General features: G+C 70.2%; 16 protein-coding genes and 3 pseudogenes. 10 read left to right on the top strand and 9 right to left on the bottom strand.

Annotated elements, in window-relative coordinates:
• Positions 1 to 714: 714 nt before the first annotated feature.
• Both ACIBEC_RS44185 and ACIBEC_RS44190 read right to left on the bottom strand, forming a co-directional pair.
• Positions 715 to 1,998: a hypothetical protein gene (locus ACIBEC_RS44185; RefSeq protein ID WP_360508368.1), complete on the bottom strand. Its 1,284-nt coding sequence runs from the start codon at positions 1,996 to 1,998 to the stop codon at positions 715 to 717.
• Between the two features lie 165 nt (positions 1,999 to 2,163).
• Entirely contained in the window at positions 2,164 to 2,340 is a 177-nt protein-coding gene (locus ACIBEC_RS44190) for a hypothetical protein (protein WP_360508371.1), read from the bottom strand.
• 68 nt (positions 2,341 to 2,408) lie between these two features.
• Between ACIBEC_RS44190 and ACIBEC_RS44195 the strand changes: the two are divergent.
• From ACIBEC_RS44195 to ACIBEC_RS44210, 4 genes and pseudogenes are all read left to right on the top strand, one after another.
• Positions 2,409 to 3,090 (top strand): annotated as a pseudogene (locus ACIBEC_RS44195) (integrase); the annotation flags it as partial.
• Positions 3,091 to 3,664: 574 nt separating this feature from the next.
• A complete protein-coding gene (locus tag ACIBEC_RS44200; RefSeq protein WP_360508374.1) occupies positions 3,665 to 4,204 on the top strand; it encodes a TetR/AcrR family transcriptional regulator in 540 nt (179 codons plus the stop codon).
• 549 nt (positions 4,205 to 4,753) lie between these two features.
• On the top strand, positions 4,754 to 6,484 hold the full coding sequence (locus ACIBEC_RS44205; RefSeq protein WP_360508377.1) for a sigma-70 family RNA polymerase sigma factor: 1,731 nt from the start codon (positions 4,754 to 4,756) through the stop codon (positions 6,482 to 6,484).
• Positions 6,485 to 6,507: 23 nt separating this feature from the next.
• Positions 6,508 to 7,311, top strand: a complete 804-nt coding sequence (locus tag ACIBEC_RS44210; protein WP_396290587.1) for a TetR/AcrR family transcriptional regulator — start codon at positions 6,508 to 6,510, stop codon at positions 7,309 to 7,311.
• Positions 7,312 to 7,346: 35 nt separating this feature from the next.
• Here ACIBEC_RS44210 and ACIBEC_RS44215 read toward each other — a convergent pair whose 3' ends face one another.
• Together ACIBEC_RS44215 and ACIBEC_RS44220 are read right to left on the bottom strand one after the other, a co-directional pair.
• On the bottom strand, positions 7,347 to 8,177 hold the full coding sequence (locus ACIBEC_RS44215; protein WP_360508383.1) for a DUF4436 family protein: 831 nt from the start codon (positions 8,175 to 8,177) through the stop codon (positions 7,347 to 7,349).
• A 557-nt stretch (positions 8,178 to 8,734) separates the two neighbouring features.
• Entirely contained in the window at positions 8,735 to 9,160 is a 426-nt protein-coding gene (locus ACIBEC_RS44220; RefSeq protein ID WP_360508443.1) for a hypothetical protein, read from the bottom strand.
• On the opposite strand from ACIBEC_RS44220, the gene ACIBEC_RS44225 reads away from it, so the two are divergent.
• The 5 genes from ACIBEC_RS44225 (at position 9,065) to ACIBEC_RS44245 (ending at position 15,470) form a co-directional block, all read left to right on the top strand.
• A complete protein-coding gene (locus ACIBEC_RS44225) occupies positions 9,065 to 9,403 on the top strand; it encodes a hypothetical protein (protein ID WP_360508438.1) in 339 nt (112 codons plus the stop codon). The genes ACIBEC_RS44220 and ACIBEC_RS44225 overlap by 96 nt on opposite strands.
• A complete protein-coding gene (locus ACIBEC_RS44230; RefSeq protein ID WP_360508440.1) occupies positions 9,349 to 9,621 on the top strand; it encodes an ATP-binding protein in 273 nt (90 codons plus the stop codon). The genes ACIBEC_RS44225 and ACIBEC_RS44230 overlap by 55 nt, the downstream gene beginning before the upstream one ends.
• Before the next feature lie 365 nt (positions 9,622 to 9,986).
• Positions 9,987 to 11,393 carry an NAD(P)/FAD-dependent oxidoreductase gene (locus ACIBEC_RS44235; RefSeq protein WP_360508386.1) on the top strand — a complete coding sequence of 469 codons (1,407 nt, stop codon included), beginning with the start codon at positions 9,987 to 9,989 and terminating at the stop codon, positions 11,391 to 11,393.
• A gap of 363 nt (positions 11,394 to 11,756) precedes the next feature.
• Complete coding sequence (locus ACIBEC_RS44240; RefSeq protein ID WP_360508388.1) at positions 11,757 to 13,430, top strand: serine/threonine-protein kinase; 1,674 nt, start codon at positions 11,757 to 11,759, stop codon at positions 13,428 to 13,430.
• A gap of 639 nt (positions 13,431 to 14,069) precedes the next feature.
• Complete coding sequence (locus tag ACIBEC_RS44245) at positions 14,070 to 15,470, top strand: NAD(P)/FAD-dependent oxidoreductase (protein ID WP_360508391.1); 1,401 nt, start codon at positions 14,070 to 14,072, stop codon at positions 15,468 to 15,470.
• A gap of 131 nt (positions 15,471 to 15,601) precedes the next feature.
• Here ACIBEC_RS44245 and ACIBEC_RS44250 read toward each other — a convergent pair whose 3' ends face one another.
• Both ACIBEC_RS44250 and ACIBEC_RS44255 read right to left on the bottom strand, forming a co-directional pair.
• Positions 15,602 to 16,702, bottom strand: coding sequence for an FAD-dependent oxidoreductase (locus ACIBEC_RS44250; protein ID WP_360508394.1), 1,101 nt, complete (start codon positions 16,700 to 16,702; stop codon positions 15,602 to 15,604).
• 20 nt (positions 16,703 to 16,722) lie between these two features.
• Positions 16,723 to 17,106 (bottom strand): annotated as a pseudogene (locus tag ACIBEC_RS44255) (FAD-dependent oxidoreductase); the annotation flags it as partial.
• Between ACIBEC_RS44255 and ACIBEC_RS44260 the strand changes: the two are divergent.
• Complete coding sequence (locus tag ACIBEC_RS44260; RefSeq protein ID WP_360508397.1) at positions 17,036 to 17,251, top strand: hypothetical protein; 216 nt, start codon at positions 17,036 to 17,038, stop codon at positions 17,249 to 17,251. The pseudogene ACIBEC_RS44255 and the gene ACIBEC_RS44260 overlap by 71 nt on opposite strands.
• A 106-nt stretch (positions 17,252 to 17,357) precedes the next feature.
• On the opposite strand, the pseudogene ACIBEC_RS44265 reads toward ACIBEC_RS44260, so the two are convergent.
• The 3 genes and pseudogenes from ACIBEC_RS44265 to ACIBEC_RS44275 all read right to left on the bottom strand — a co-directional run.
• Positions 17,358 to 18,843 (bottom strand): annotated as a pseudogene (locus tag ACIBEC_RS44265) (APC family permease); the annotation flags it as partial.
• 212 nt (positions 18,844 to 19,055) lie between these two features.
• Positions 19,056 to 20,414, bottom strand: coding sequence for an APC family permease (locus tag ACIBEC_RS44270; RefSeq protein WP_360508406.1), 1,359 nt, complete (start codon positions 20,412 to 20,414; stop codon positions 19,056 to 19,058).
• Between the two features lie 244 nt (positions 20,415 to 20,658).
• Positions 20,659 to 22,065 (bottom strand): NAD(P)/FAD-dependent oxidoreductase, encoded by a 1,407-nt coding sequence (locus ACIBEC_RS44275; protein ID WP_360508409.1) that lies wholly within the window; start codon positions 22,063 to 22,065, stop codon positions 20,659 to 20,661.
• Between the last annotated feature and the right edge of the window lie 187 nt (positions 22,066 to 22,252).

A 22,252-nucleotide genomic window follows, 5' to 3' on the forward strand; every position in this document is an offset into this window, starting at 1 on the left:
AGCGTGGATACGGTCAGCCTCTTCCCGCAGCTCGTCCACACGGCGGCGAGCAGTGAGCTCACGCTGTTCCAGCAGCCCCATGACCGACGGCATCCCCGACCTCCACCCGAGCGATGACACAACACGTCACCACTGCCACGGGGTCACCGACCCTATGCCTGACCAGCAGAAACACAGCCATCAAGACCGGAAAGACAACAACCACTTATCGCTTTCGGGGCGACTGGTCGAAGAACCTTCGAGAGTGAGCCCACGGACATGGTCAACAGCCAGGGCGGGGCGCTGCTGGAGGTCCTCGGACGGCTGTAGAGCGCGGCGGGATGACTCCCGACTCCGTTCATAGATGTGGTGCCGACGTGGGGTCGACCGCCCCGAGGGCTGGACGGTAGGTCACCTGCCAGCGCTGGCCGGTGCGGTGCGGACAGGGGCGGTCTGGTCCATCGCTTGATGGGAACGATGGTGGTTGTAGTGCTTCGCGCATTCGCGAAGCACTACAACCACCTGAGGCTCGGTCAACCCCCGAAGGACTTCCGGAGCCGACCACTAAGGTCCTCGTTGCGTGGACACCCGCCATGTTCCACGCGCAAGCCCCGGGTGCTGCCACGCCGTTGTCGTCGCTTCGGCGCGCCCGGGGCGCTGTCCGTGCCGTGTCCGCCGGTGTGGCGGTCTGCCCGCGCCGCTGCCGTCCGACGGCGCCGACAGGGTGTCAGGGTGTCAGGGGGCGGGCCAGGGGCTGCGGTCGCCGATCACGCCGATCCGGAACCCGAGCCAGGGATAGACGTGGCTGAAGAAGGGATTGTCCTGTGGTTCCAGACCGACGGCGGACGGCCACATCTGGTAGGCCGGAGCGTTGGAGACTCCTCCGTGCTGCCGGCGCCAGACCCGGGCGGAGTCGCCACCGGCGGGTGCGGGGGTGATGGTGTCGGTCCACTCGACCGCGTTGCCGCCCTGGTCGAGGGTGCCCCACGGTGAGGTGGTCCGGGCCTGGCCGACGGTGCTGAGGCTGCCCTGGTAGAACGCGCGGTAGGCGAGGGGGTCCAGTCCGAAGGGGTTGACGGTCGAGCAGACGGCCGGTTGCACCTGGCCGGGGCACCAGCTCGGGGCGGGCTGGTTGGTGGCGTGGTAGGAGGCGAGCGGCTGGGCGGCGGCGTTCGTGACGTCGCCCGTGGCGGGGTCGAGGACGGTGGGTGACGGTGCGCTCGCGTCGCCGTCGCCAAAGACGCCGGGGTTGGTCGGATACTTCCAGTAGGAGTAGGTGCCGCCGCCGTTGGGGTCGTAGTAGGCGGCCTTGATCCACTCGTCCTGACTGGGCACCACGAAGCCGGAGTCGTGGGCGCGGGTGGCGTCGGGCCGGGCGAGGTCGTACATCCCGCGTTCGGTCTGCGTCGATAGCTCCACCTGGTAGGTGACGTACTCGAAGCCGCCGCTGGTGTCGGTCCGCCTGGAGACCAGACGTCCGTTGTAGAGGGAGTTGACGAAGCGGGCCGCCCTGAGGAAGTCGGCGAAGCCGTACGGCTTATCCGCCCACTCGGGGTAGGCCACGGAGTAGTGGTGGCCGTCGGCTGCGGTGGGGGAGAAGTTGATCGGGCCGTACTTGGGCCAGGCCGCCGCGCTCTCGCTCCGGTCGTACAGGTCGTGCGGATCGCGCCCGCGGCGGTCGACCGTGTTCAGGAAGGCCACCCACTGGCCCACGGTGACCTCGAGCTGTCCGATCTCGTAGGGTGCGCCGACGCTACCGACCGTCAGGCAGTCCGTCGAGTCCGGCGGCGCGTCGGCGCAGGACTGGTAGATCGCGTCGGTGAACGGCACCACGGCGACCGACGGGTTCCCGGGTGCCCCGACTCTCGCGGTCCTCAGAGTGACCACCGCGCCCCGGCCGCCCCCGGGTGTGCCGGCTTCCGCCCGGGCGGCGATCGCGGACGGCGAGAGCAGCACCGACACCGCGCAGGCTGCCAGGGCGGCCCTGGTGAGCGGGGTGCGGCTGGAGACAACGTGCATGGTCATTCCCTTTCGGCCACGGCGGACCACCCAGGCCAGGACCAGCGCTCGGGGATGGTGTGTCATCACGCTAGGGCACCAACCACTCTCCGCAGTCGAAACGTCGCGGAGTGGAAGGCGGAAACCATCTCCCTCACCCGATCGGCGTCCCGGCCGCTCCATCGTTCATGACGGGCCGTGCCCCGACCCGTCGGGCCGTACCCGGGCGACCAGGAGGGCGCCATCGCCGTGGTCGCCGGGGTGGCGGAGCTCGCACAGGAGCCGCTCGCAGGTCTCCTCGATGGTGCGGTCGGTGCCCTTGCCGAGAACCTCATCCGGCCTGGTGGGAGGTGGGGTGCACAAGTGCCGGCCTCGTCAGCCGGGTAGGCGCTCTGGCAGAGTCGACGAGCTCCGCGACATGATGATCGGCCGTGCTGCTACGACTGGCGTACCTGGGTGTGACGAACGCGTTCGCGCTGCTGCGCCTGCTGCCGATGAGTGACCGTGAGAAGGACGTGGAGATCCTGGCGCTGCGCCATCAGGTCGCGGTGCTGGAGCGGCAGCTGAGCGGACGGCGGGTCCGTTTCGAAGCGAGCGACCGGGCGTTCCTGGCGGCACTGCTGCAAGGCCTGTCGGTGCAGATGCTGCGTAGGATGCGGTTGCTGGTGCAACCGGACACCGTGCTGCGCCGGCCCCGCGACCTGGTCACCCATCATCACGCCGCCCGGTCCCGGCCGAAGCGCCCAGGCCGACCGCGCACCGTGCGCTCCGTCCGCGCCCTGGTACTGCGCCTGGCCGCGGAGAATCCGGGGTGGGGGTACCGCCGCGTGCACGGCGAGCTGCTCGTCCTCGGCGTCAAGGTGGCCGCGTCCACGGTGTGGGAGATCCTGAGGGAGCGACTTCTTCGAAACGGTCGCCCTGTCCGGGGCGCGGCTGTACGTGCTCGCGGTGATCGAGCACGCCAACCGGCGGATCCGGATCCTCGGCGCCACCGCGCATCCGACCGCGTCCTGGGTGGCACAGGCGGCGAAGAACCTCGTCATGGACCTCGAGGACGCCGGCTGTCGGGCGCGGTTCCTGATCCGGGACCGGGACGGGAAGTTCCCCGAACTGCCGGCATCCCACCGGCACCCGAGCGGACCTCCAGTACCTGGGCGGACTTCTGCGCTCTCAAGCAGACGCACTCCTTGCCTGCAGCTGACCGCGGGCGGAAGCCCCGCGTGCGTGGAAGTCGACCTGGGCCCGGGCCGCGGGGATCTGCTGCGGATCACACCGGCCGAGTTGGTGCGACTGGCCATGGAGACGGACGCCACGCTGGCGCAGATCCGGGCACAGGCCAGGCAGGCGGAAGCGGTTTGGCGGGCGACGGTCGGCCACCGGTATAGCGAGGCCCGAGCGGCGGTCCAGGCCCGCCCACCGGATGTCGCCATGCTCCAGCGCGTGTTGGAGGCGTTTCACCGGACGCGCCCGCAGCACCGACGAGCAGATGCTCGCGGCACTGCTCCAGTCAGGCGCCGGGTGGTTCCACGGCGGAAACGGTGCGGACGCGAAAGGGACGCGCATCACCAGGAGTAGGTCAGGCCGCGGGGAACGGACAACCCCTCTCTTCAGTACAATGAGGCTGATACTGCAGAGAATACATTGAGGCATCAATGTGTCAACAGAGGCGTAGGGAGCTGGCTCGGCGATGCGCACCGACGCGACAGAGGTCCTGGACTCGGCAATCCCGGTCCTGGCCAAGGACCGGGCGGCGTCCATGCAGGTCATCGCCAAGCGCGCGGGCATCAGTCGGGCGACCCTGGTCCGTCTGTTCCCCACTCGCCAGCACTTGGTGCAGGCCATGGCCGCGAAGATCCTCGACGACTGCGACCAGGCCCTGGCCCGCACCGAGGCCGACACCGCCCCTGTGCAGCAGGTGCTCGCCGCACTGGTCGCCGAGTACCCGCCGTTCGCCCAGCTGTGGAACCTCGTCTACGTCGAACCCGACGTCCTGGGCGTACCCGAGGCCAGCGAGCGCGCCGACGCGATCTTCGACCGGACCGTCGAATTCTTCAAACGCGGCCAGAGCGCCGGACTGCTGCGCAACGACATGCCGGCCACCTGGCTGGCCTCGACCTTCTGCGGTCTCTCTGAGACCGCGTGGGAGCTGACCCTCGAAGGCTCCATGGGCACCCGCCAGGCCCCCGACTTCATCACGGCGATTCTGCTCCACGGCGCGGCCGCCTGACCGCGCCCGGCGCCCGGAACGGACGGCGCTCCCGACCCCCGAGTGCGTGGCGCAGTGCAGCCGGTTATGCCTGCGGTGGTCCGGGGTCGCCGACCGGTACCGGTGGTGGAGCTGCCTCATGCTTGCGAACCGGCTCAATGAGCCGGGTCCGCATGAACACCCGTCGCGCAACCATGTTCCTGCCGGTCCTGCTCCTGCTGGCGAACGCCGAGGTCCAGCGCTGACGGGCGGTCACCTGTTGGCGATCGCGCCGCCTCGCCGACGGGCGTGAACGCCCCGGCCCTGGCCCGCGCCAGCCCCGGTGACCTGCACCTTCACGTTGGATGACGCTCGGTCATGGAAGGGCCCGACGGGGCGGGAAGGGGGAGCCTTCCGCAGGGTGCTGCTCTGCACCTGCAGAGACGCATGATGTTGCCAAGGCGCCTGATGCGCTGAGAGTGGCGAAAGTACGCTCCGTCGCAGTGCATCCGCGTTTTCTGTTACCCAGCGCACATCGCAGGGTCTCCGACCATGTACGGCAGAGCCAGAAGTGGTCGAAGGAGCACGGAGATGACGCGCACAGTGGTGGACGCGGGGTTGGTCGTGGCGGCTCGGGACGGGTCGCAGGAGGCGCTGGACGAACTGGTGGGCCAGTACCTGCCGCTTGTCTACAACATCGTCGGCCGGGCCCTGCCGAGAAGTTCGGACGTGGACGACGTCGTGCAGGAGACGATGCTGCGCGTCGTCCGTGGCCTTTCCGGACTTCGGGACGAGCACGCGTTCCGGTCCTGGCTGGCCGCGGTGACGATGAACCAGGTTCGCAGGCACCGCCAGTCGCGCCCCGCTCCGCCGCGTGCCCTGGACGAACTCGCGGACGTGGCGGATCCGGGTGCGGACTTCATGGATCTGACGCTGACCGAGCTGGGCCTGTCCGGGCAGCGGCGGGAGACCGTCGAGGCGACCCGGTGGCTGGACGAGGATAACCGGGAGCTGCTCTCGCTGTGGTGGCTGGTCGCCACTGGTCATCTGACCCGGGCCGAGCTGGCGGCTGCGATCGGCCTGGACGCCCACCACGCGACGGTCCGCGTGGGCAGGATGAAGGCACAGCTCGACACCGCGCGCCTGCTGGTGCGCGTGCTGGCCGTGAACCCCCGCTGCGGCGAACTGGCCCGGCTCATGCAGCCCTGGGACGGTCGCCCGGGCGCGCTGTGGCGCAAGCGGCTGGCCCGGCACGCCCGCGAATGCCGGTACTGCGGCGGTCTGGGTGCGGGTCTGGTCCCGGCGGAGCGCCTGCTGGCGAGTCTCGCCCTGGTCCCGGTGCCGTTCGGCTACCAGGCATTCGTCCTCGCGGGCGCTGAGGGAAGCCCCGCCCCCGTGGCGGCTTCGTCGATACGCACCGGGCCGGTGTCCCATCGACGGGTCCGCGGCCACGGGCGGTGGGGAAGGCACCGGCTCGGGCCGTTCACCAAGCCGCTGCTGGCGGCCGCCGCGCTCACGGTCAGCGCCGCGGTAGTGGTGGGCGCCGGGACGCTGGCTCAGGGCCCCGACGGCGGGGCCCCGGCGGCGGACCGGCAGCCCGTCCTCGCGGCAACGGATGCCGGCGGCAGCGTCCATGTCTTCTCCGCCGAGACGGCGACCGCGACCGCGTCAGAGCAAACGCCGACATCCTCGCCGAGCGCGACCGGCGAGCCCTCCCCCGCCAGCCCCGCCGTTGCACCCACGCGCACGGCGAACCCGCCCACCCCCAGCACATCCGCCACCCCCGCGCGAGCGGCGAACTCGCCCGCCCCCGGCTCCGCCGCGGCTCCCACGAGCGCGGCGAATCGGCCCACAGCCGCCCCCACGTACACGGACCCGCCCGCCCTCAGCCCCGAAGCGGCGGCTGCAGCGCAGGTCTTCACCTTCATCAACCAGGCCCGTGCGGCCCAGAGCCTGCCCCCGCTCCAGCTCAGCACCGGCCTGCAGACGAGCGCGGGTGCACACAACAGGACCATGGCCGCGGGCTGTGGCCTGGAACACCAGTGTCCGGGCGAGGCCGACCTCGGTGGCCGGTACACCGCGGCCGGCGTCAACAAGTGGGGAGGCGGGGGCGAGTGCATCGGCTCCGGCGGGCCCGTCGCGAACACCGTGGCCGGCGTCACCGACATGGCCGTCGGCCTGACCAAAGGAATGCTCGCCGAACAACCGCCCAACGACGGCCACCGCCAGGCCATCCTCAGTTCGAGTTACCACCACATCGGCATCGCGGTGATGCGTGACAGGTCGGGCATTGTCTGGCTGACCCAGGACTTCTCCGGCTGACGCTGTGCCAGGGAAGGCCGGGCGTGCCGGGCGTGCCGGTCGGCGGCCGATGCCGGCCGCCGGCACTCGCACGGAAGTCGTCGCCGGTCAGCTCGTCGTTCCCGGCCCTTCCCGCCGGCGGCGGCAGTGCGGAGAGTGAGAAGAGTGTGGTGGTGCCGACAGGGCTGGTCACCCGCGGGGTGGCGATCGCACTCACCGTCTCGATGCGACAAGGCGGACACATCAGAGAATATTTTGAGGCATTATTGTGTCAATGTAGGCGTGGCGGCATGGAGGCGAGCGCGGCGATGCGTACCGACGCGGCGGAAGTGCTGGACTCGGCAATCCCGCTCCTTGCCAAGAACCGGGCGGCGTCCATGCAGGTCGTTGCCGAGCGGGCGGGCATCAGCCGGGCGACCCTGGTGCGACTGTTCCCCACCCGCCGACACCTGGTGCAGGCAATGACGGAGAAGATCCTCAACGACTGCGACCGGGCGCTGTCCCGAGCCGAGGCCGACACCGCCCCCGTGCGGCAGGTGCTGACGGCGATGGCCACTGAGTACCCGCCGTTCGCCCAGCTGTGGAACCTCGTCTACGCCCGGCCCGATGCCCTGGGCGTGCCCGAGGTCGGAACCCGGGCTGACGCGATCTTCGACCGCACCGTCGAGTTCTTCGAACGCGGCCAGAGCACCGACCTGTTACGCAAGGACATGTCGGCCACCTGGCTGGCCTCGACCTTCTGTGCCCTGGCCGAGACCGCCTGGGAGCTGACGCTGGAAGGCTACATGGGCGCCCGCCAGGCGTCGGGCTTCATTCCCGCGATGCTGCTGTACGGCGCGGCCGCCTGAGCGCGTCTCGGCGGGGGCTCACACCGCGGGGAGCGTCACGCCTCGGCTGCAGGCGGCGGCGTCAGCTCGACCGGCGCGCCCCGCAGCACCACGTAGACCACGGAGAAGGCCACGATCGCCTCGGCCCACAGGAAGGCTGTGTAGTCGAGCAGGCAGCCGATCGGCGGCGACCCGGGAGCGATGTTCCGAAAGCCGGCCAGCGCGAACAGGGTCGCCGCCATCCAGCCCAGTGCCGGCCACACCATCCCCTTGCGCGTCCGCCCGATCACCAGCGCCCCGGCCGCGACCGCCAGGGCCAGTGCCCACATGACCGCGAACATCAGCCAGGCCATCGTGAAGTTGCCTCGGGAGCGCCTCAGCTCGACGTCGAAGCCCGGCGCCAGCCGGTCCCCGCCGGTTTCGGCCTGGGCCGTGAACAGCGGATCGGCCTCGACCAGCTCCACCTCGGCCGGGACCGGCTTCCCGTCGACCGAGGCCGCGAAGTAGATCTCGGCCTTGTACCGGTCGAAGGGGTAGTCGGCGAACTCGCCGCTCTCCAGGCCCACCAGCAGGTCCTGCGCGTTGATCCGCTGTCCCGCTGGGAACGTCAGCGTCCCCCGGGTGATGCCGGAGGTCGAGACGGTGATGTCGCGCGTCGGGGATACGCCATCCGCAGCACTCAGCGCACCGTGCGGCACCACGAGTACCCGCAGGTCCAGGTCATCGGCCCCGGCGTTGACCCGCTGCACCGAGGCAGTGATCGAGAGCCGGTCCGCAGCGTCCGCAGCCCCCGTGCTGGTCCCTCCGGGCTGGCTCTTGACATCGGAGAGGAACGCGACGAGCCCGATCCCGCATGCCACCGCCATCACCGCGACAGCGGTACCCACCGCCCATGCAATCCCCACTCGGCCGCGCGGCCACTGCCATCGATTTCTGAGCATCCGCCCAGTTAACCGGCCGGAGCATCGAACACTCTGTGGAAACGCGCGCCGGCTCTCCGCGCCCCGGCTGTCTCGGGTCCGGCCGTCCTGTCGAACCCGGCGTTGAGGAACCACGCAACGCTCGCAGTCCGGGACGCGCGCCTGCGATACGCCGACGAACCCAGCGACGTGGGAGCATGCCCGCCATGCACCAGCCTTCCGACCAGCAGCCCGAGCCGCCGCCCGTCGCCGGACACCTGCGATCGGCCCTCTCTGATGCGCTGCCGAGCCTGCCGGTACGACTGCCGGAACCGTCGTCGCCCTCGGCCCGACCGTCATCCTCCTGCTGGTGTTCGTCCCGCTCGCCCAGACCAATGGCGACAGCTCGGCCCCAGCCCCTCCACCACGCTCAATGCGGCCCTGATCGCCATCGGCTCGCTCGCCCTCGCCTTCCGCCGACGGGCCCCAGCGACGGTCACCGTGATCACCCTGCTGAGCGGCACGCTCCCGCTCGCTGTCGCGCTCTACGGGTTGGCCGCGCGGCGCGGCACCACCTGGACCGTGGCCGTGCTCGCAGTCCTCGCCGAGATCCGGCTGCTGATCCCGTTCGACCTCTCTGATCTCACCCGCTCTCCGCCTTCGCCGGCATCGTCGAGGACCCGCTCGTTTTCGGTGCGGTGCCGCTCGCCCTCGGCCTGCCCGCCCACCAGCGCACCCGGGCTGTCGGTGTCCTTGTGGAACGCAACCGCCTGCTGGAAGAGGCCCGACAGTACGACGCCGAACGCGCTGCCGACGCCGAACGCGCCCGTCTGGCAGGGGAGATGCACGACGTCGTCTCCAACCGGGTCTCCCTCATCACCCTGCACGCCGGCGCCGCCCAGATCGCCCACGCCGACGATCCGGACGCCGTACGCCAGACCCTCGGTCTCATCCGAACCCTCGGCCTCCAAGCACTGACCGAACTGCGCGGACTGCTCGGCGCCTCACCCCAGCCCCCGACCAGGTTCCCTCGCTGCGCGGCCTGCCCGCCCTGGTCGACGAATCCCGGCAGGCCGGCCTCGCAGTCGACCTCATCCTCGCCGGGTCACCCCCCGGGCAGCCCGCACCGAGCCCCGCCATCCAGTACGCCGCTTACCGCATCGTCCAGGAAGCACTCACCAACGCCCACAAGCACGCCCCGGCCGCTGAGGTGACCGTCACCGTCGAGATCAACCGGGACGACCTGCGCCTCGCCGTGGTCAACTCCCTCGGCGGCGGCAGCCATGAGACCCACCTGCCCTCCGGCGGCCACGGCCTCGGTGGCATGCGCACCCGCGCCGACGACCTCGGCGGCACCCTCGCCGCCGCCCCCACCCCGGACGGCGGTTTCGCCGTCCACGCGCGCCTCCCGCTGGCCGGCCCGGACACGTGACACCACCGGGCTTCCTGGTGAGGACCAGGATGGGCGGCTCCGGTACTTCTGCTGCGTCGCTGAGCATCGTCGCATGCAGCTATCAATGCCTCTGTTGACACATGGCTGTTTCAAAGTATTCTCTGTTGCATCGGCCTCGCTCGACTGGCGGGGCGGGTTGTTGCTGGTCGGCATCCCATGTGGCGTACGCCGGTGGGCCGGCGAGCCGATGCCCGCCACGGTGCGGGAGGCCGTCCCCGGCAAGACGGGGTGCCCCTTTGAAGCCTGCGCGGCTTCCTCGCCCACGGGCGGCCCGACGAACGCAACGGAGCGTTCGGCGACACCCTCGTATCGGCCCGTGTCAGAAAGTAGATCGGTCAACAGCCATGACGATGCATCGCCGGCACTTCCTGCGGAGCGTGGGCCTGGGATTGCCCAGTCTCGCCCTTCTCGCCTCCCTGTCCGCCTGCGACGGCAACGGGGACAGCGGCGACGAGAACGGCACACCGGGTGCGTCCGGGCGCAAGAAGGTGATCGTCGTCGGCGCGGGGATCAGTGGCCTGGGCGCTGCCCGGTACCTGGCCGACAAGGGGCACGAAGTGTCGGTGCTCGAATCGCGCGACCGGATCGGCGGGCGCATCTGGACCAGCCAGAAGTGGTCCGGGGTGCCGCTCGACCTCGGCGCATCGTGGATCCACGGCATCGACGGGAACCCGATCACGGATCTGGCCGGGAAGGCCGGCGCGAAGACCGTGGTGACCGACCTCGAAAGCGTCACCGACTACCTCGCCACCGGTCACGAGATCGAGGGCGCCCAGGCCCAGGCTCTCGATCGCTGGCGGAAGTCCACGGCCAACGCGCTGTCGTCCTTCCAGAAGAAGGACGACGACGACGCCTCGATCCGAACCGTCGTCCAGAACGCGCTGGGCTGGTCCAAACTGTCGGACGGCGACAAGGCCCTGGTCTCCTACGCGCTGAACGACTACGAGCACGAGTACTCGGGCAGCGTCGACCAGATGTCGGCCCTGTACTTCGACGACGACGCCAAGATCAAGGGAAAGGACGTCCTGTTCCCGGGCGGCTACGGCGCCATTACCGACTACCTCGCCAAGGGCCTGTCGGTGCAGACAGGGCAGGTCGTCAAGCAGATCGACTGGAACTCCGGCGGCGTGACGGTCACCACCGATAAGGGTACCTTCCAGGCCGACCACGTGGTGGTCACGCTGCCGCTGGGCGTTCTGCAGAGCGGGGCGGTGAAGTTCGGCCCCGGTCTGCCCCAGGCCAAGACCACTGCCATCGGCAAGCTTGGCACGGGTGTGCTCAACAAGTGCTACCTGCGCTTCCCCAAGGTGTTCTGGGCGGACACCGACTGGCTGGAGTACGTGCCGGACCTGAACAGGTACGGCCAGTGGGCGCAGTGGATTAACGTCGCCCGCCCCACCGGCCAGCCGGTGCTGCTCGGCTTCAACGCCGCCGACTTCGGCCGCACCATCGAGGGCTGGAGCGATGCCCAGATCGTGGATAGTGCCATGGGCACCCTGAAGACTATCTACGGCGGCAACATCCCCCAGCCGACGGACTACCAGATCACCCGCTGGGCCTCCGACCCGTACGCGTGCGGCTCCTACTCCTTCACCAAGCTCGGTGCCACGTCCGACATGCGCAACCAGCTCGCGGCCGCCGTGGACGGCCGGGTGCACTTCGCCGGCGAGGCGACGGACCGCAAGGACTACGCCACCGTCCACGGCGCCTACCGGTCGGGTCTTCGCGCCGCCAAGGAGATCGCCGGCTGAACCAGCCGCACCCTCGACGAAGCCCCCGATCGTTCGCCCGCCGCACAGCCGACGGGGGAACACGGCCGGTGTTCGACCTCCAGGACCCCGCCGGGTGCCCGATCACGCCCGCGGGATGCCGACCCCCGTCGGCGCGTACCCCCGAACGCGCCGGCGGGGGCGTGCGGCGCGGCAGCCCGTAGCGAGAACGCACCCGCATGACCAGCCGCAACACCCCACGTGGCCGGTCGAACGGGCCCGTCTCGGACAGTGGACGCGGTCGCATATGATCCGGTGCGATTCCGGACGCCGACGTGCGCTTGGGGCGCCAGAGCTGCCGCCCGTTCCACCGCGTCCCCATCGCACGACCTGCTGGGAGCCCCCATGACCGCGCAGCCCTTCGGGGTCCCGTCCTCCTCGGCCTTCGAGGCACTGACTCCAGACGACCCCGGCGAGGTCGGCGGCTACCGTCTGTGCGCGCGGCTCGGCGCGGGCGGCATGGGCCGCGTGTACCTCGCGTACACGCCCGGCGGGCGTCCGGTCGCGCTCAAGGTGGTCCGGGCCGAACTCGCGGAGGACCTCGAGTTCCGGCACCGCTTCGCCCAGGAGGTCGCCAGTGCCCGCCGGATCCACGGCCTCTACACCGCCCAGGTCGTGGACGCGGGCACAGACGCCGTGGCGCCGTGGCTGGCGACCACGTTCGTACCCGGTCCCTCCCTCGACCGCGTCGTTCAGCGCCACGGCCCACTGCCGGAGCGCACGGTCCTGCTGCTGCTCGCCGGCATCGCCGAGGCGCTACAGGCGATCCACGCCGCGGGCGTCGTCCACCGCGACCTCAAGCCCGGCAACGTCCTGGTGGCCGCCGACGGACCGCGCGTCATCGACTTCGGCATCGCCCGCGCCGCCGACGCCAGCCCGCTCACCGGCACCGGACTGCGCATCGGCTCACCCGGCTTCATGGCCCCCGAGCAGGCCCTCGGCCAGCCCGCCACCCCGGCCACCGACGTCTTCGCTCTGGGCGCCCTGATCGCCTACATCGGCTCCGGCGTGTCCCCCTTCGGGGACGGGCCGGAGCCCACCGCGCTTTACCGGGCGGTCCACGAGGAACCCGACCTCTCCCGGCTGCCGCACGGGCTGCACGACCTGGTCAGGTACTGCCTGGCCAAGAATCCCGAGGACCGGCCCGGCACCGCCTGGTTGATCGAGGCCGTCCGCCACCACCCGTCCACCGGCGGCGAACTCCGCTTCTCCGATGGCTGGTTGCCCCCGCAGGTCAGCGGCGAATTCCACCGCCACACGGACCTCCCCCCCACACCCACCCCGCCCGCCACCGTCCTCGACCAGGCCCCGGCATCGGCCGACGCCCCGACCGCACGCGTCCTTCCCGCCCCGACACCCACCCGACTGCAGCCGGAGCCCGCTCGCCCGGAACCGGCCCCCACGACCAGACGTAGAGCCGCAGCCACCGCGCGCCGGGGCGCCCGCACCGCGCTCGTCACGACGGTCACCCTTCTCCTCGGCGCCGCAGCGGCCTACGTCCTGCTCGACTACACCGAATACTTCGACGAATCCGCCGAGCAGAACACCGCCGCCACCAGCAGCCTTTCCCCGTCCACCGCTCCCACCCCCGCCGTCACCTCCCCGCCTGCGGCCCCCACCCCCGCCGTCACCGCGCCGTCCGCGGCCCCCGGCTACACCGCCGTCTACACGAACCTCGAACTCACCTCCCCCGACCGCGACCACGAGTTCGACCTCAAGGCCGGAAAGGTCACCCAGGACACCTCCACCTGGTACCTGGCCCGCCAGGACGGCGCCTTCTACATCCCCGAGGACAGCGACGCCTACATCGCCCCGCCCGGCCCCCTCACGCTTCCGGCCTGCCTCAAGGGCGTCGAAATGCAGCCCACCTCCACCCTGCCCTTCACTACCCTGCGCGTCGACCGCACCTTCTGCGTCCGCGCCCGCGGCGGCCAGGACATCGCCATCATCCGCACCCTCACCACCGCCACGAACGACGGCCCCGTCAAGGTCGCCATCACCTCCTACCATCACGCCTGACCCGCCCCGGCCGCCTGCCTTGCTTCACTCGCAGCCGAACCGCGGGGCAAGACCAGGCCTGCGGGTGTTTTGGCTATCCGACGGCTTCGGGGCGGCCCGCAACTCGGGCCGCCCCGACGCCGGTTGAGGGTCGTGCCGGCGAAGCCTCGGCCGGACGGCGCCGGCCAGTGGGCGTACATCAGGAGCGGGCCCGGATCGGCATGCGGCTTGCTTGGGGCAGGTGCCAAAGCATCACCGAAGGTGTCCAATGCCTCCATTGACGCATTGGTGACTCAATGGATACCTTCAAGCATCAGCTTGATCGCTGAGGAGGGGGCGTCATGGCCGCCCTGCGGCCGGATGCATGCCAGATGCCCTGCTTCTTGCCGACGTTCGCGCCGTAGACGCGTGAGACACCCGGACGAAGTACCGTCCGCATCGCGGAGTCCGTGTGTGCGTCGCCGACGTCCCGCCTTGCGCTGAGAACGTGACTGCTCGTCCGGGCCGTCAGCGGTGCGCAGCGCACCGCTGACGGGCCAGCCGGGCGGCCCGTCGGAGGCCGCGGGATTCCCTTCTCTCGCACGTCGGCGAGCGCACCGGAGCGTGCCGACGTCCGCACGAGTCCGTCACACATCGCAGATCGGTAGACAGCCAATGACGATGCACCGCCGACGTTTCCTGACGAACATGGGTGTGGGCCTGACCGGCGCCGCCGTGGTCGGTTCCCTGTCCGCCTTCCGTACGGCGGACGGCAACGATCCCGCAGCGGGGGTCGTCCCGGCCGCCGTGCCCGGCCGCAGTGACGTGATTGTCGTGGGTGCGGGGATCAGTGGTCTGGCGGCGGCGCGGTATCTGGCCGACAAGGGGCAGACCGTGCTGCTGCTGGAGGCGCGTGACCGGATCGGGGGCCGGATGTGGACCAGCGAGCAGTGGTCGGGGGTGCCGGTCGACATGGGTGCGTCGTGGATCCACGGCACCGACAGGAACCCGATCACCGACCTGGCCAACGCGGCCGGGGCGCGTATGGTCGCGACCAACGCCGAGAACGTCTCCACATACGTCTCCAGTGGCCAGCCGGCGGACGCCGCCGCCCAGGCGGCGGTCCAGCGCCGGCGCAGCGCTACGGCACAAGCGTTGACCTCGAACCCGGACCGGAGCGACGCCTCGGTGCGCAGTGTGGTCGAGCGCGCGCTGAACTGGTCGTCGCTGTCGAACGACGACAAGTCCCTGGTTTCCTTCGCGCTGAACGACTACGAGCACGAGTACTCGGGCAGTGTGAGCGACATGTCGGCGCTGTCCTTCGACAGTGACGTCAAGATCAATGGCAAGGACGTGCTGTTCCCCGGGGGCTACCGGCAGATCACCGACCTGCTCGCCAACGGGCTGGACGTGCGGACCGGGCAGGTCGTCCAGGGGATCGACTGGGACTCGGCCGGGGTGAGCGTCACTACCGACAAGGGTGTCTTCCAGGGCGACCACGTGGTCGTAACGCTGCCGCTGGGAGTGCTGCAGAGCGGTTCCGTCGCCTTCGGCCCTGGACTGCCCCAGGACAAGGTCACCGCCATCGGCAAGCTGGGTATGGGCGTGCTCAACAAGTGCTACCTGCGGTTCCCGACGGTGTTCTGGCCGGACACGGACTGGCTGATGTACGTGCCGTCCGTCGACAGGTACGGGCAGTGGGGACAGTGGATCAACCTCAACCGCGCTGTCGGACAGCCGGTGCTGCTTGGCTTCAACGCCGCCGACTTCGGCCGCACCATCGAGGGCTGGAGCGACACCCAGATCGTCGACGGCGCCATGACCACGCTGAGGACCCTCTTCGGCGGGGACATCCCGCAACCGGTGGACTTCCAGATCAGCCGCTGGGCCTCCGACCCCTTCGCGCGCGGCTCCTACTCGTACAACAAGGTCGGCTCCACACCCGCGATGCGCGACCAGCTCGCGGCCCGGATCGGCGACCGGGTGCACTTCGCCGGCGAGGCCACGCACCGCGCCTCCTTCGCGACCGTCCACGGCGCCTACCTGTCGGGAATCCGCGCCGCCAAGGAAATCGCCGGCTGAGAGGTCGTCGGTCGGGTAACCGGAGGGTGGCGGTTGACGCTGTTGACGGAAGCACCGCCTGCGGGAGGGACCGGTTGCGGGTAGGACGGTGTCGGGGCGGGCTGGGATCCAGGCCGCCCCGACACGTGATGTCATGCCGTCGTGCGGGCGCCGATCGCCGTCAGGACCTCCTGGGCCGCGCGGGCGCCGGTCTTCGCGCCGCCCTCCATGAAGCCCTGGAAGTCGTAGGAGGTGTGCTCACCGGCGAAGTGCAGTCGGCCCTGGGCCGTTCCCTCGTAGCCGGCGTAGGTGGTGAGGTAGCTCACCGGCCAGTAGGAGTAGGCCCCGTGGGTGTACAGGTCGAGGTGCCAGGCGGAGAGGGTGGCTCGTCCGTTCCACGCCACCCCGGTGCCTGGCCACAGCTGGTCGATCTGGCCGAGGTAGATGCGGACGAGGTCCGCGGTGTACGGCGCGGAGGCGTCGGTGAAGGACTGCGGCGGAGTGAGGGAGGAGGCGGGGGTGCCGCCGCCGTACCGGACCAGGATGCCGTGGGTTCCGCGCTGGCCGCGGGCGACGTCCCAGGCCTGCTGGAACGGCAGGTCGGAGAAGCACTCGCTGCTGGAAATGCCCGGCCAGGGGCCGGCGCCCTGCCAGGGGCGGGAGGTGAACTGCATGTTGAGCTTGGTGCAGTAGCCCATCGTCATGTGGGCGAGCACGCCGCGCATCCTCGGGTCGAGCCCGGCCCGGGAGAGGTCGATGTCCTGCTGGAGGACGGGCAGCGGGACGGCCAGGATGGTGTGGTCCGCCGTGACTGTCCGAGTGCCGGAGCCGTCCACCGCGAAGGTGAGGGTCTGGCCGCCGTCGGCGTTGTGCACCACTGCCGTGAGGCTCCAGCCCTGCCGGATGGTGCCGTCCGGCAGGTAGTCCGCGATGACCTGTGGGAGCTGGTCGTTGCCGCCGGTGATGTGGTAGCGCTCGTCGGAGCCGCCCAGACCGAGAATCGGCCCGGATTCGCCTGCGAGGAGAGCAGCCCGAGCAGGCAGAAGGCGGACTGGTCGGTGGTGTCGGCGCCGTATTCGACGGCGTAGGCGTCGTCGAGGAAGGCACCGAGGTTGCTGGCGTAGCCTCCCGGAACCCGGGAGTCGATCCAGTCCCGGACCGACATTGCGTCCATCGTGACGTCGCGGGCGGTGTGGCTGTTCCACTTCGGCGCGTCGCTGGTGGTCCGCACGTCGGCCTGGATGGCCTGCCACACCGGTTTGAAGTCCTGGTCCGCGCGGGAGCGCGGGTAGTAGCCGCCGTGGAACCGGAGAACCTGATCGGCGCCGGCCGGGGTCGGCTTGAGAACATCGGTGAGGCCCAGCCCGAAGCGCCGGCAGAGCTGCCGAACGGTCTTGTGTTCGGTGTCGACCAACTCGCCACCGTATTCGGAGACTTGTCCTTGCTCCGAGAGCCCGGGCGAGGAGGGACCGCCGCGGGAGTACATCCGGCCGCCGATCCGGTCCGGGTTGGCCTCGTAGGCGGTCGACGGTACGCCCTGGTCGGCCAGGGTGAGCGCGGCGTTGAGGCCGGCGATGCCGGCGCCGATGATCGCGACCCTGGGCGCCGCGCCGCTGCGCGGAGCGGGCCCTCGGTGCGGCGCCGAACGCGGCCACACCGACGCCGACTCCGAGGGCCGCCGCGCGGGCGAGCAGTACCCGGCGGGAGGGGCCGTCCGGTTCGGTGCGGGCTTCGTCGCGCAGCTCGCGGTACTCGTCGACCGGTATCCTCAGGTGGTCGGCGGTGGCGTGGTCGGTGAGTAACTGATAGATGCTCCAGGCCTGTTGGGAGCGTGCCATGTGACGGGTCCCCTTTCCGGTGGGAGGGAGCGAAGGAGGGTTGGGCCGGGGAGGAGGCGGGCGCGTCCTCGCGTTCCTGGGTGTTCTCGACGACCAGGCGGCCCATGACCTCGTACTTCTGCGGGTGGCGTGCTCTCATGTAGAGCGCCAGGGCGATGCCGCTGGTGAAGACGGCGCCGACGATCCACGGGATGAGCTTGAAGAGCAGGGTCTTCGAGGCGGCGCCTGCGGCGGTGTCCAGGTTCAGCACGAGCAGCACGATCGCGGCGATCATGCCGAGTCCGCCGAGCAGCGGCGCGGTAAGCGTGCGGAACCAGTGCCGGGAGTCGGGGTGGTTGCGGCGGAAGTAGGCGATCACCGCGCAGGAGCAGAGGGTCTGCACCACCCGCAGCGCCAGGGTGCCGAGGATCGCGGTGAGTGTGTAGAGGCTCGTGTACGGGTCCTGTCCGGCGGCCCAGAAGCCGCCGAGACGGCGAGCGCGATCGTGCTCTGGGCGAAGGAGGCGACGTACGGCGAGCCGTGCCGCGGGTGGGTGCGGCCGAGCGCCGGGTAGAGGAAGCCCTCGCGGCCGATCGCGTACAGGTAGCGCGAGGCGCACTGGTGGAAGGCCATGCCGCAGGCGAGGGAACTCGTGCACATCAGCCACTGGAACGCGGTCACCGCCCAGTGGCCGAGGTGCTGCTGCGCCGGGACGAGGAACAGGTCGAGCGGGCTGTCGCCGCCCGCGACGTCGACCGCCCCGGCGCCGTTGCCGGCCACCACCATCCAGGCCACGAAGGTGTAGAGCACGCCGAGGCCGATCACCGCCGTCAGCGTGGCCCGGGGGATGATGCGCTTGGGGTTGCGGGACTCCTCGCCGTACATCGCGGTCGACTCGAAGCCGATCCACGACCAGAAGCAGAAGAACAGCCCGACGCCCGCGTTGACCCCGGCGAACGCCCCGCTCGGGTTCAAGGAGCCGGCGTGCAGGCCGCTGTCGCCGCCGCCGTGCACCAGCACCGCGCCACCCAGTAGCAGCAGCATCAGCACCTCGCCGATCAGGAAGACGCCCAGGACCTTGGCTGCCACCTCCAGGTCGAAGTACGACAGGAGCGCGGTGACCGCCAGCATCACCAGCGGGAAGGCCTGCCAGGGCCAGTGCACGCCGAACTCCGACTGGACGTCTGCTGCGCGAAGTAGGCGAAGATCCCCACGATTGAGGCCTCGAACACCACGTACGCGAGTACCGCGAGCAGCCCGGCGGCCATGCCGACCACCCGGCCCAGGCCGTGCGAGACGAAGCCGTAGAAGGCACCCGCCGTGGTGATGTGCCGGGCCATCGCCACGTACCCGACGGTGAAGACGACCAGAACGAGGATGACGAAGAGGAAGCCTGCCGGTGCGTGCAGGCCGTTGCCGCCACCGATGATGACCGGCAGGTTGCCGGTCATCGAGGTGATCGGCGCGGCGGTGGCCAGGGCCATGAACACGACCCCGACCAGGCCGACGGACCCGGCCTTCAGCGATTGGACAGCGGGTGAAGCCTGGACGGTTGTGGACTGCTCGACAGCTGGCATCGGCGACTCCCTCAGGGGCGCACACTGATCGGCTCCGCCGTTCACGGAGTCGGCCCAGTGTGGGGCGTGCCATCACCTGCCAGGCAGGGGCAGTGTGTAGTAGGGCGTACCAAAGGGTTGACGCCATGCCAGTTCGCGGCATCGGCTTTGCGGCTACGCGGAGCGCGCACGCGGCGCGGCGCGGACCCGAGGTCGGGCGGGGTGACCTGGAGCTATGCCTCGGCGCCCACGATGCGGCGGCGACGCCTGGCCATCGGGACATAGAGCAGTGCGCAGGCGCCGACGGCGATGAGGCAGTAGGTCACCGCCTTGGTGCCGTTCTCCGTGTACTGCTGCCACGCGGCCCAGGTGCAGATGCTGGTCAGGCTCAGGGCGACGAGGGACAGGCCGATGGGCCCGCCGGGGACGCGGTAGGGGCGTTCCAGGTGCGGCTCGCGCACGCGCAGGGCGACGAGTGCGGCGACTTCGAGCAGCAGTGTGATGTTGGTGAGGAAGACGTCCACGATGATCAGGTTGGCGAAGCTGCTCAGGCAGAACAGGGCGTAGATCGCGGACGAGCCGATGAGGGAGACGGCCGGGACCTGGCGACGGGCGGTTCTTCTCGCCATCCAGTTCGGGAAGTAGCCGTCCTGGGCCAGGACGAACGGCACGCGGGCGCTGGAGGTGAGGAGCGCGGAGAACATCGCGGCCGAGGCGAGCATGCCGCCGACCGTCACGGCGGTCTGCAGCCATGGTCCGGCCAGTGCTCCGGCCACGGCCGAGAAGGAGCCGCTGTGCCAGTTCTTCCATCCGGCCGGGCCGTCCGGCCCGAGCGTGAGCGAGGCGAGTGCCGGGAGCAGGTAGCCGGCGGTGATGACCGCGACCGACACGGCGAGTGCCCGCGGCAGGTGCTTGCGCGGGCTGTCGATCTCGCCGGTGAAGGCCGAGACGTCGTCCCAACCGCTGTAGTTCCACATGGCGAGGAAGAGTCCGGCGCCGAAGGCGTTCCCCAGCGACTGGTCGGGGCGGCTGGTGAGCTGTGAGACGGGGCTGGCACCGTCGCCGAGCAGGTGCGCGAAGCCGGCGATGCTCAGCAGCAGCAGCGGCGTGAGGCAGATGACCGCGAGCACGACCGAGGAGGTGCCGACCCTGGCCGTGCCCATCAGGTTGACCAGCACGGCGGCGGTGATGACCGCGAGGCAGACGAACCAGTGCAGATCGAACTGCAGGGGGCCCGCGGTGAACAGCACGTGCTCGCCTGGTGCGGCCCAGTCGACCATGGACTGCAGGTAGCCGGTGAACAGGACCGGGTAGACGGCCAGGTCCACGAAGCCGCCCAGCCAGCTGAGCATGCCCTGCTGGAAACCCCAGAAGCGTCCCAGCCCGCGTCGAACCCAGTGGTAATAGCCGCCGTCGACCGGAATCGCGGTGCCGAGTTCGGCGCAGACCATCGCGTGCGGAACGCTGTAGACGAGCGGTGTCACCAAAAGCAGCACCAGGCCGATACCGGGCCCGGAGGTGGAGAACAACCCCTCGATGCCATAGGCCCCGCCGGAGACGCTGAAGAAGATGAGCGCCACCAAGGGCGCCATCCGCACCTTCCTGGGCGGGGAGAACGACTGCACCGCAGGGGCGGCTGCTGCGGGCACAGCAGTGACGTTCGGCGGCATTTCTCACCTTGATCTGGCAGACGACGGGCCACGAGCGGGGTGATTATCTCCACGGAACCACGGTGGGGCACCTCCGGTTGGCATCGGCAACTGTGCTGCCTCGGCGATCACGGAGAGTCGCAGATGGCACGCCCTGCGAAAGATGCCGTCGCCGTCAGTGAAGGTGTCAGTCCGCGATCTCCTTGGCCGCGCGGACACCCGACAGGTATGCGCCGTGGACGGTGGCGAAGGACTGGCGACTGGTCGCCTCGCCCGCGAAGTGCACCCGGCCGTCGATAGCGGCCGCCAGTTGGTCGCGCATGTCGGGGGTCGAGCCGAGTTCGTTGAACGAGTAGGAGCCCAGGGCGTAGGGGTCCGAGGCCCAGCGGGTGATCTGGTACTCGGTGGGGGCGGGGATGTCGTTGCCGAAGATCGTCTTCAACGTGGCCATGGCGCTGTCGACGATCTGGTTGTCGCTCCAGTTCTCGATGGTGCGGGCGAAGTCCGCGGCGTTGAAGCCCAGCAGCACCGGCTGGCCGGTGGGACGGGCGACGTTGATCCACTGCGCCCACTGCCCGTAGTGACCCAGGTCGGGCACGTACATCAGCCAGTCGGTGTCCGCCCAGAACACTTTGGGGAAGCGCAGGTAGCACTTGTCGAGCACACCCATGCCGAGCTTGCCGATCGCCGCCTGCTTGTCTGCCGGCAGGCCGGGGCCGAACGCGACCGCCCCACTTTGCAGGACGCCCAGCGGCAGCGTGACCACGACGTGGTCGGCCTGGAAGGTTCCCTTGTCGGTGGTGACCGTCACGCCGTCGGAGGTCCAGTCGATCTGCTTGACCACCTGTCCGGTCCGCACCGGCAGGCCCTTGGCCAGGTGGTCGGTGACGGCGCCGTAGCCGTCGGGGAAGAGCACGTCCTTGCCCTTGATCTTGGCGTCGTCGTCGAAGTACAGGCCGGACATCTGGTCGACGCTGCCCGCGTACTCGTGCTCGTAGTCGTTCAGCGCGAAGGACACCAGAGCCTTGTCGGGGTCGGACAGGCTTGGCCAGCCCAGCGCGTTCTGGACGACGTCGCGCACCGCCGCGTCCTGGTTGTCGTCGCCCTGGAACGTCGACAGCGCCTTAGCGGTGTCCTGCTGCCAGCGCCGCAGCGCCTGCGTCTGGGCATCGGAGAGCTCCTGTCCGTCGGAGGCGTAGTCGGTGGCGCTCTCGGGGTCGGTCACCACCGTCCTGGCACCGGCCTGCTTCGCCAGGTCGGTGACCGGATTGCCGTCGACGCCGTGGATCCACGACGCCCCCAGGTCCAGCGGCACCCCGGACCACTGCCGACTGGTCCAGACTCGCCCGCCGATCCGGTCGCGCGCTTCGAGCACCGACACGTCCTGCCCCTTGTCGGCCAGGTACCGGGCGGCCCCCAGACCACTGATCCCCGCCCCCACGACGATCACCTTCCGGCGCCCGGACGAGCTCGGCGGGCTGTTCTCCGCGCCGCCGTCCCCGCCGCTGTCACAGGCGGCCAGGGAGGAGAGCAGAGCGAGACCGGGTAGGCCCAACCCCATGGTCGTCAGGAAGCGTCGGCGACGCATCGTCATGGCTGCTCCAGCGGTCTGTGATCGCGTGCGGGCTGAATATGAGGATGCCGGTGCACCCGTGGTCGCGCCTGCCGTCCCGATCCGGGGCGGGGTCGCCAGGGGGAGCCGCGCTTCGACGGGCGGGCCTGCAAACGCTGTGGCGGGAGTCGTACCTCCGGGTGTGGCGGGAGTCGTACCTCCGGGTGTC

Source organism: Kitasatospora sp. NPDC051164, from assembly GCF_044455625.1.
GTDB lineage: Bacteria > Actinomycetota > Actinomycetes > Streptomycetales > Streptomycetaceae > Kitasatospora.

What these genes read in the sequence shown, in the direction of transcription:
- ACIBEC_RS44185 (WP_360508368.1), bottom strand. Translation starts at nt 1,998, where the DNA reads ATGCACGTTGTCTCCAGCCGCACCCCGCTCACCAGGGCCGCCCTGGCA.
- ACIBEC_RS44200 (WP_360508374.1), top strand. Translation starts at nt 3,665, where the DNA reads ATGCGCACCGACGCGACAGAGGTCCTGGACTCGGCAATCCCGGTCCTG.
- ACIBEC_RS44205 (WP_360508377.1), top strand. Translation starts at nt 4,754, where the DNA reads ATGACGCGCACAGTGGTGGACGCGGGGTTGGTCGTGGCGGCTCGGGAC.
- ACIBEC_RS44235 (WP_360508386.1), top strand. Translation starts at nt 9,987, where the DNA reads ATGACGATGCATCGCCGGCACTTCCTGCGGAGCGTGGGCCTGGGATTG.
- ACIBEC_RS44240 (WP_360508388.1), top strand. Translation starts at nt 11,757, where the DNA reads ATGACCGCGCAGCCCTTCGGGGTCCCGTCCTCCTCGGCCTTCGAGGCA.
- ACIBEC_RS44245 (WP_360508391.1), top strand. Translation starts at nt 14,070, where the DNA reads ATGCACCGCCGACGTTTCCTGACGAACATGGGTGTGGGCCTGACCGGC.
- ACIBEC_RS44260 (WP_360508397.1), top strand. Translation starts at nt 17,036, where the DNA reads ATGATCGCGACCCTGGGCGCCGCGCCGCTGCGCGGAGCGGGCCCTCGG.
- ACIBEC_RS44270 (WP_360508406.1), bottom strand. Translation starts at nt 20,414, where the DNA reads ATGGCGCCCTTGGTGGCGCTCATCTTCTTCAGCGTCTCCGGCGGGGCC.
- ACIBEC_RS44275 (WP_360508409.1), bottom strand. Translation starts at nt 22,065, where the DNA reads ATGACGATGCGTCGCCGACGCTTCCTGACGACCATGGGGTTGGGCCTA.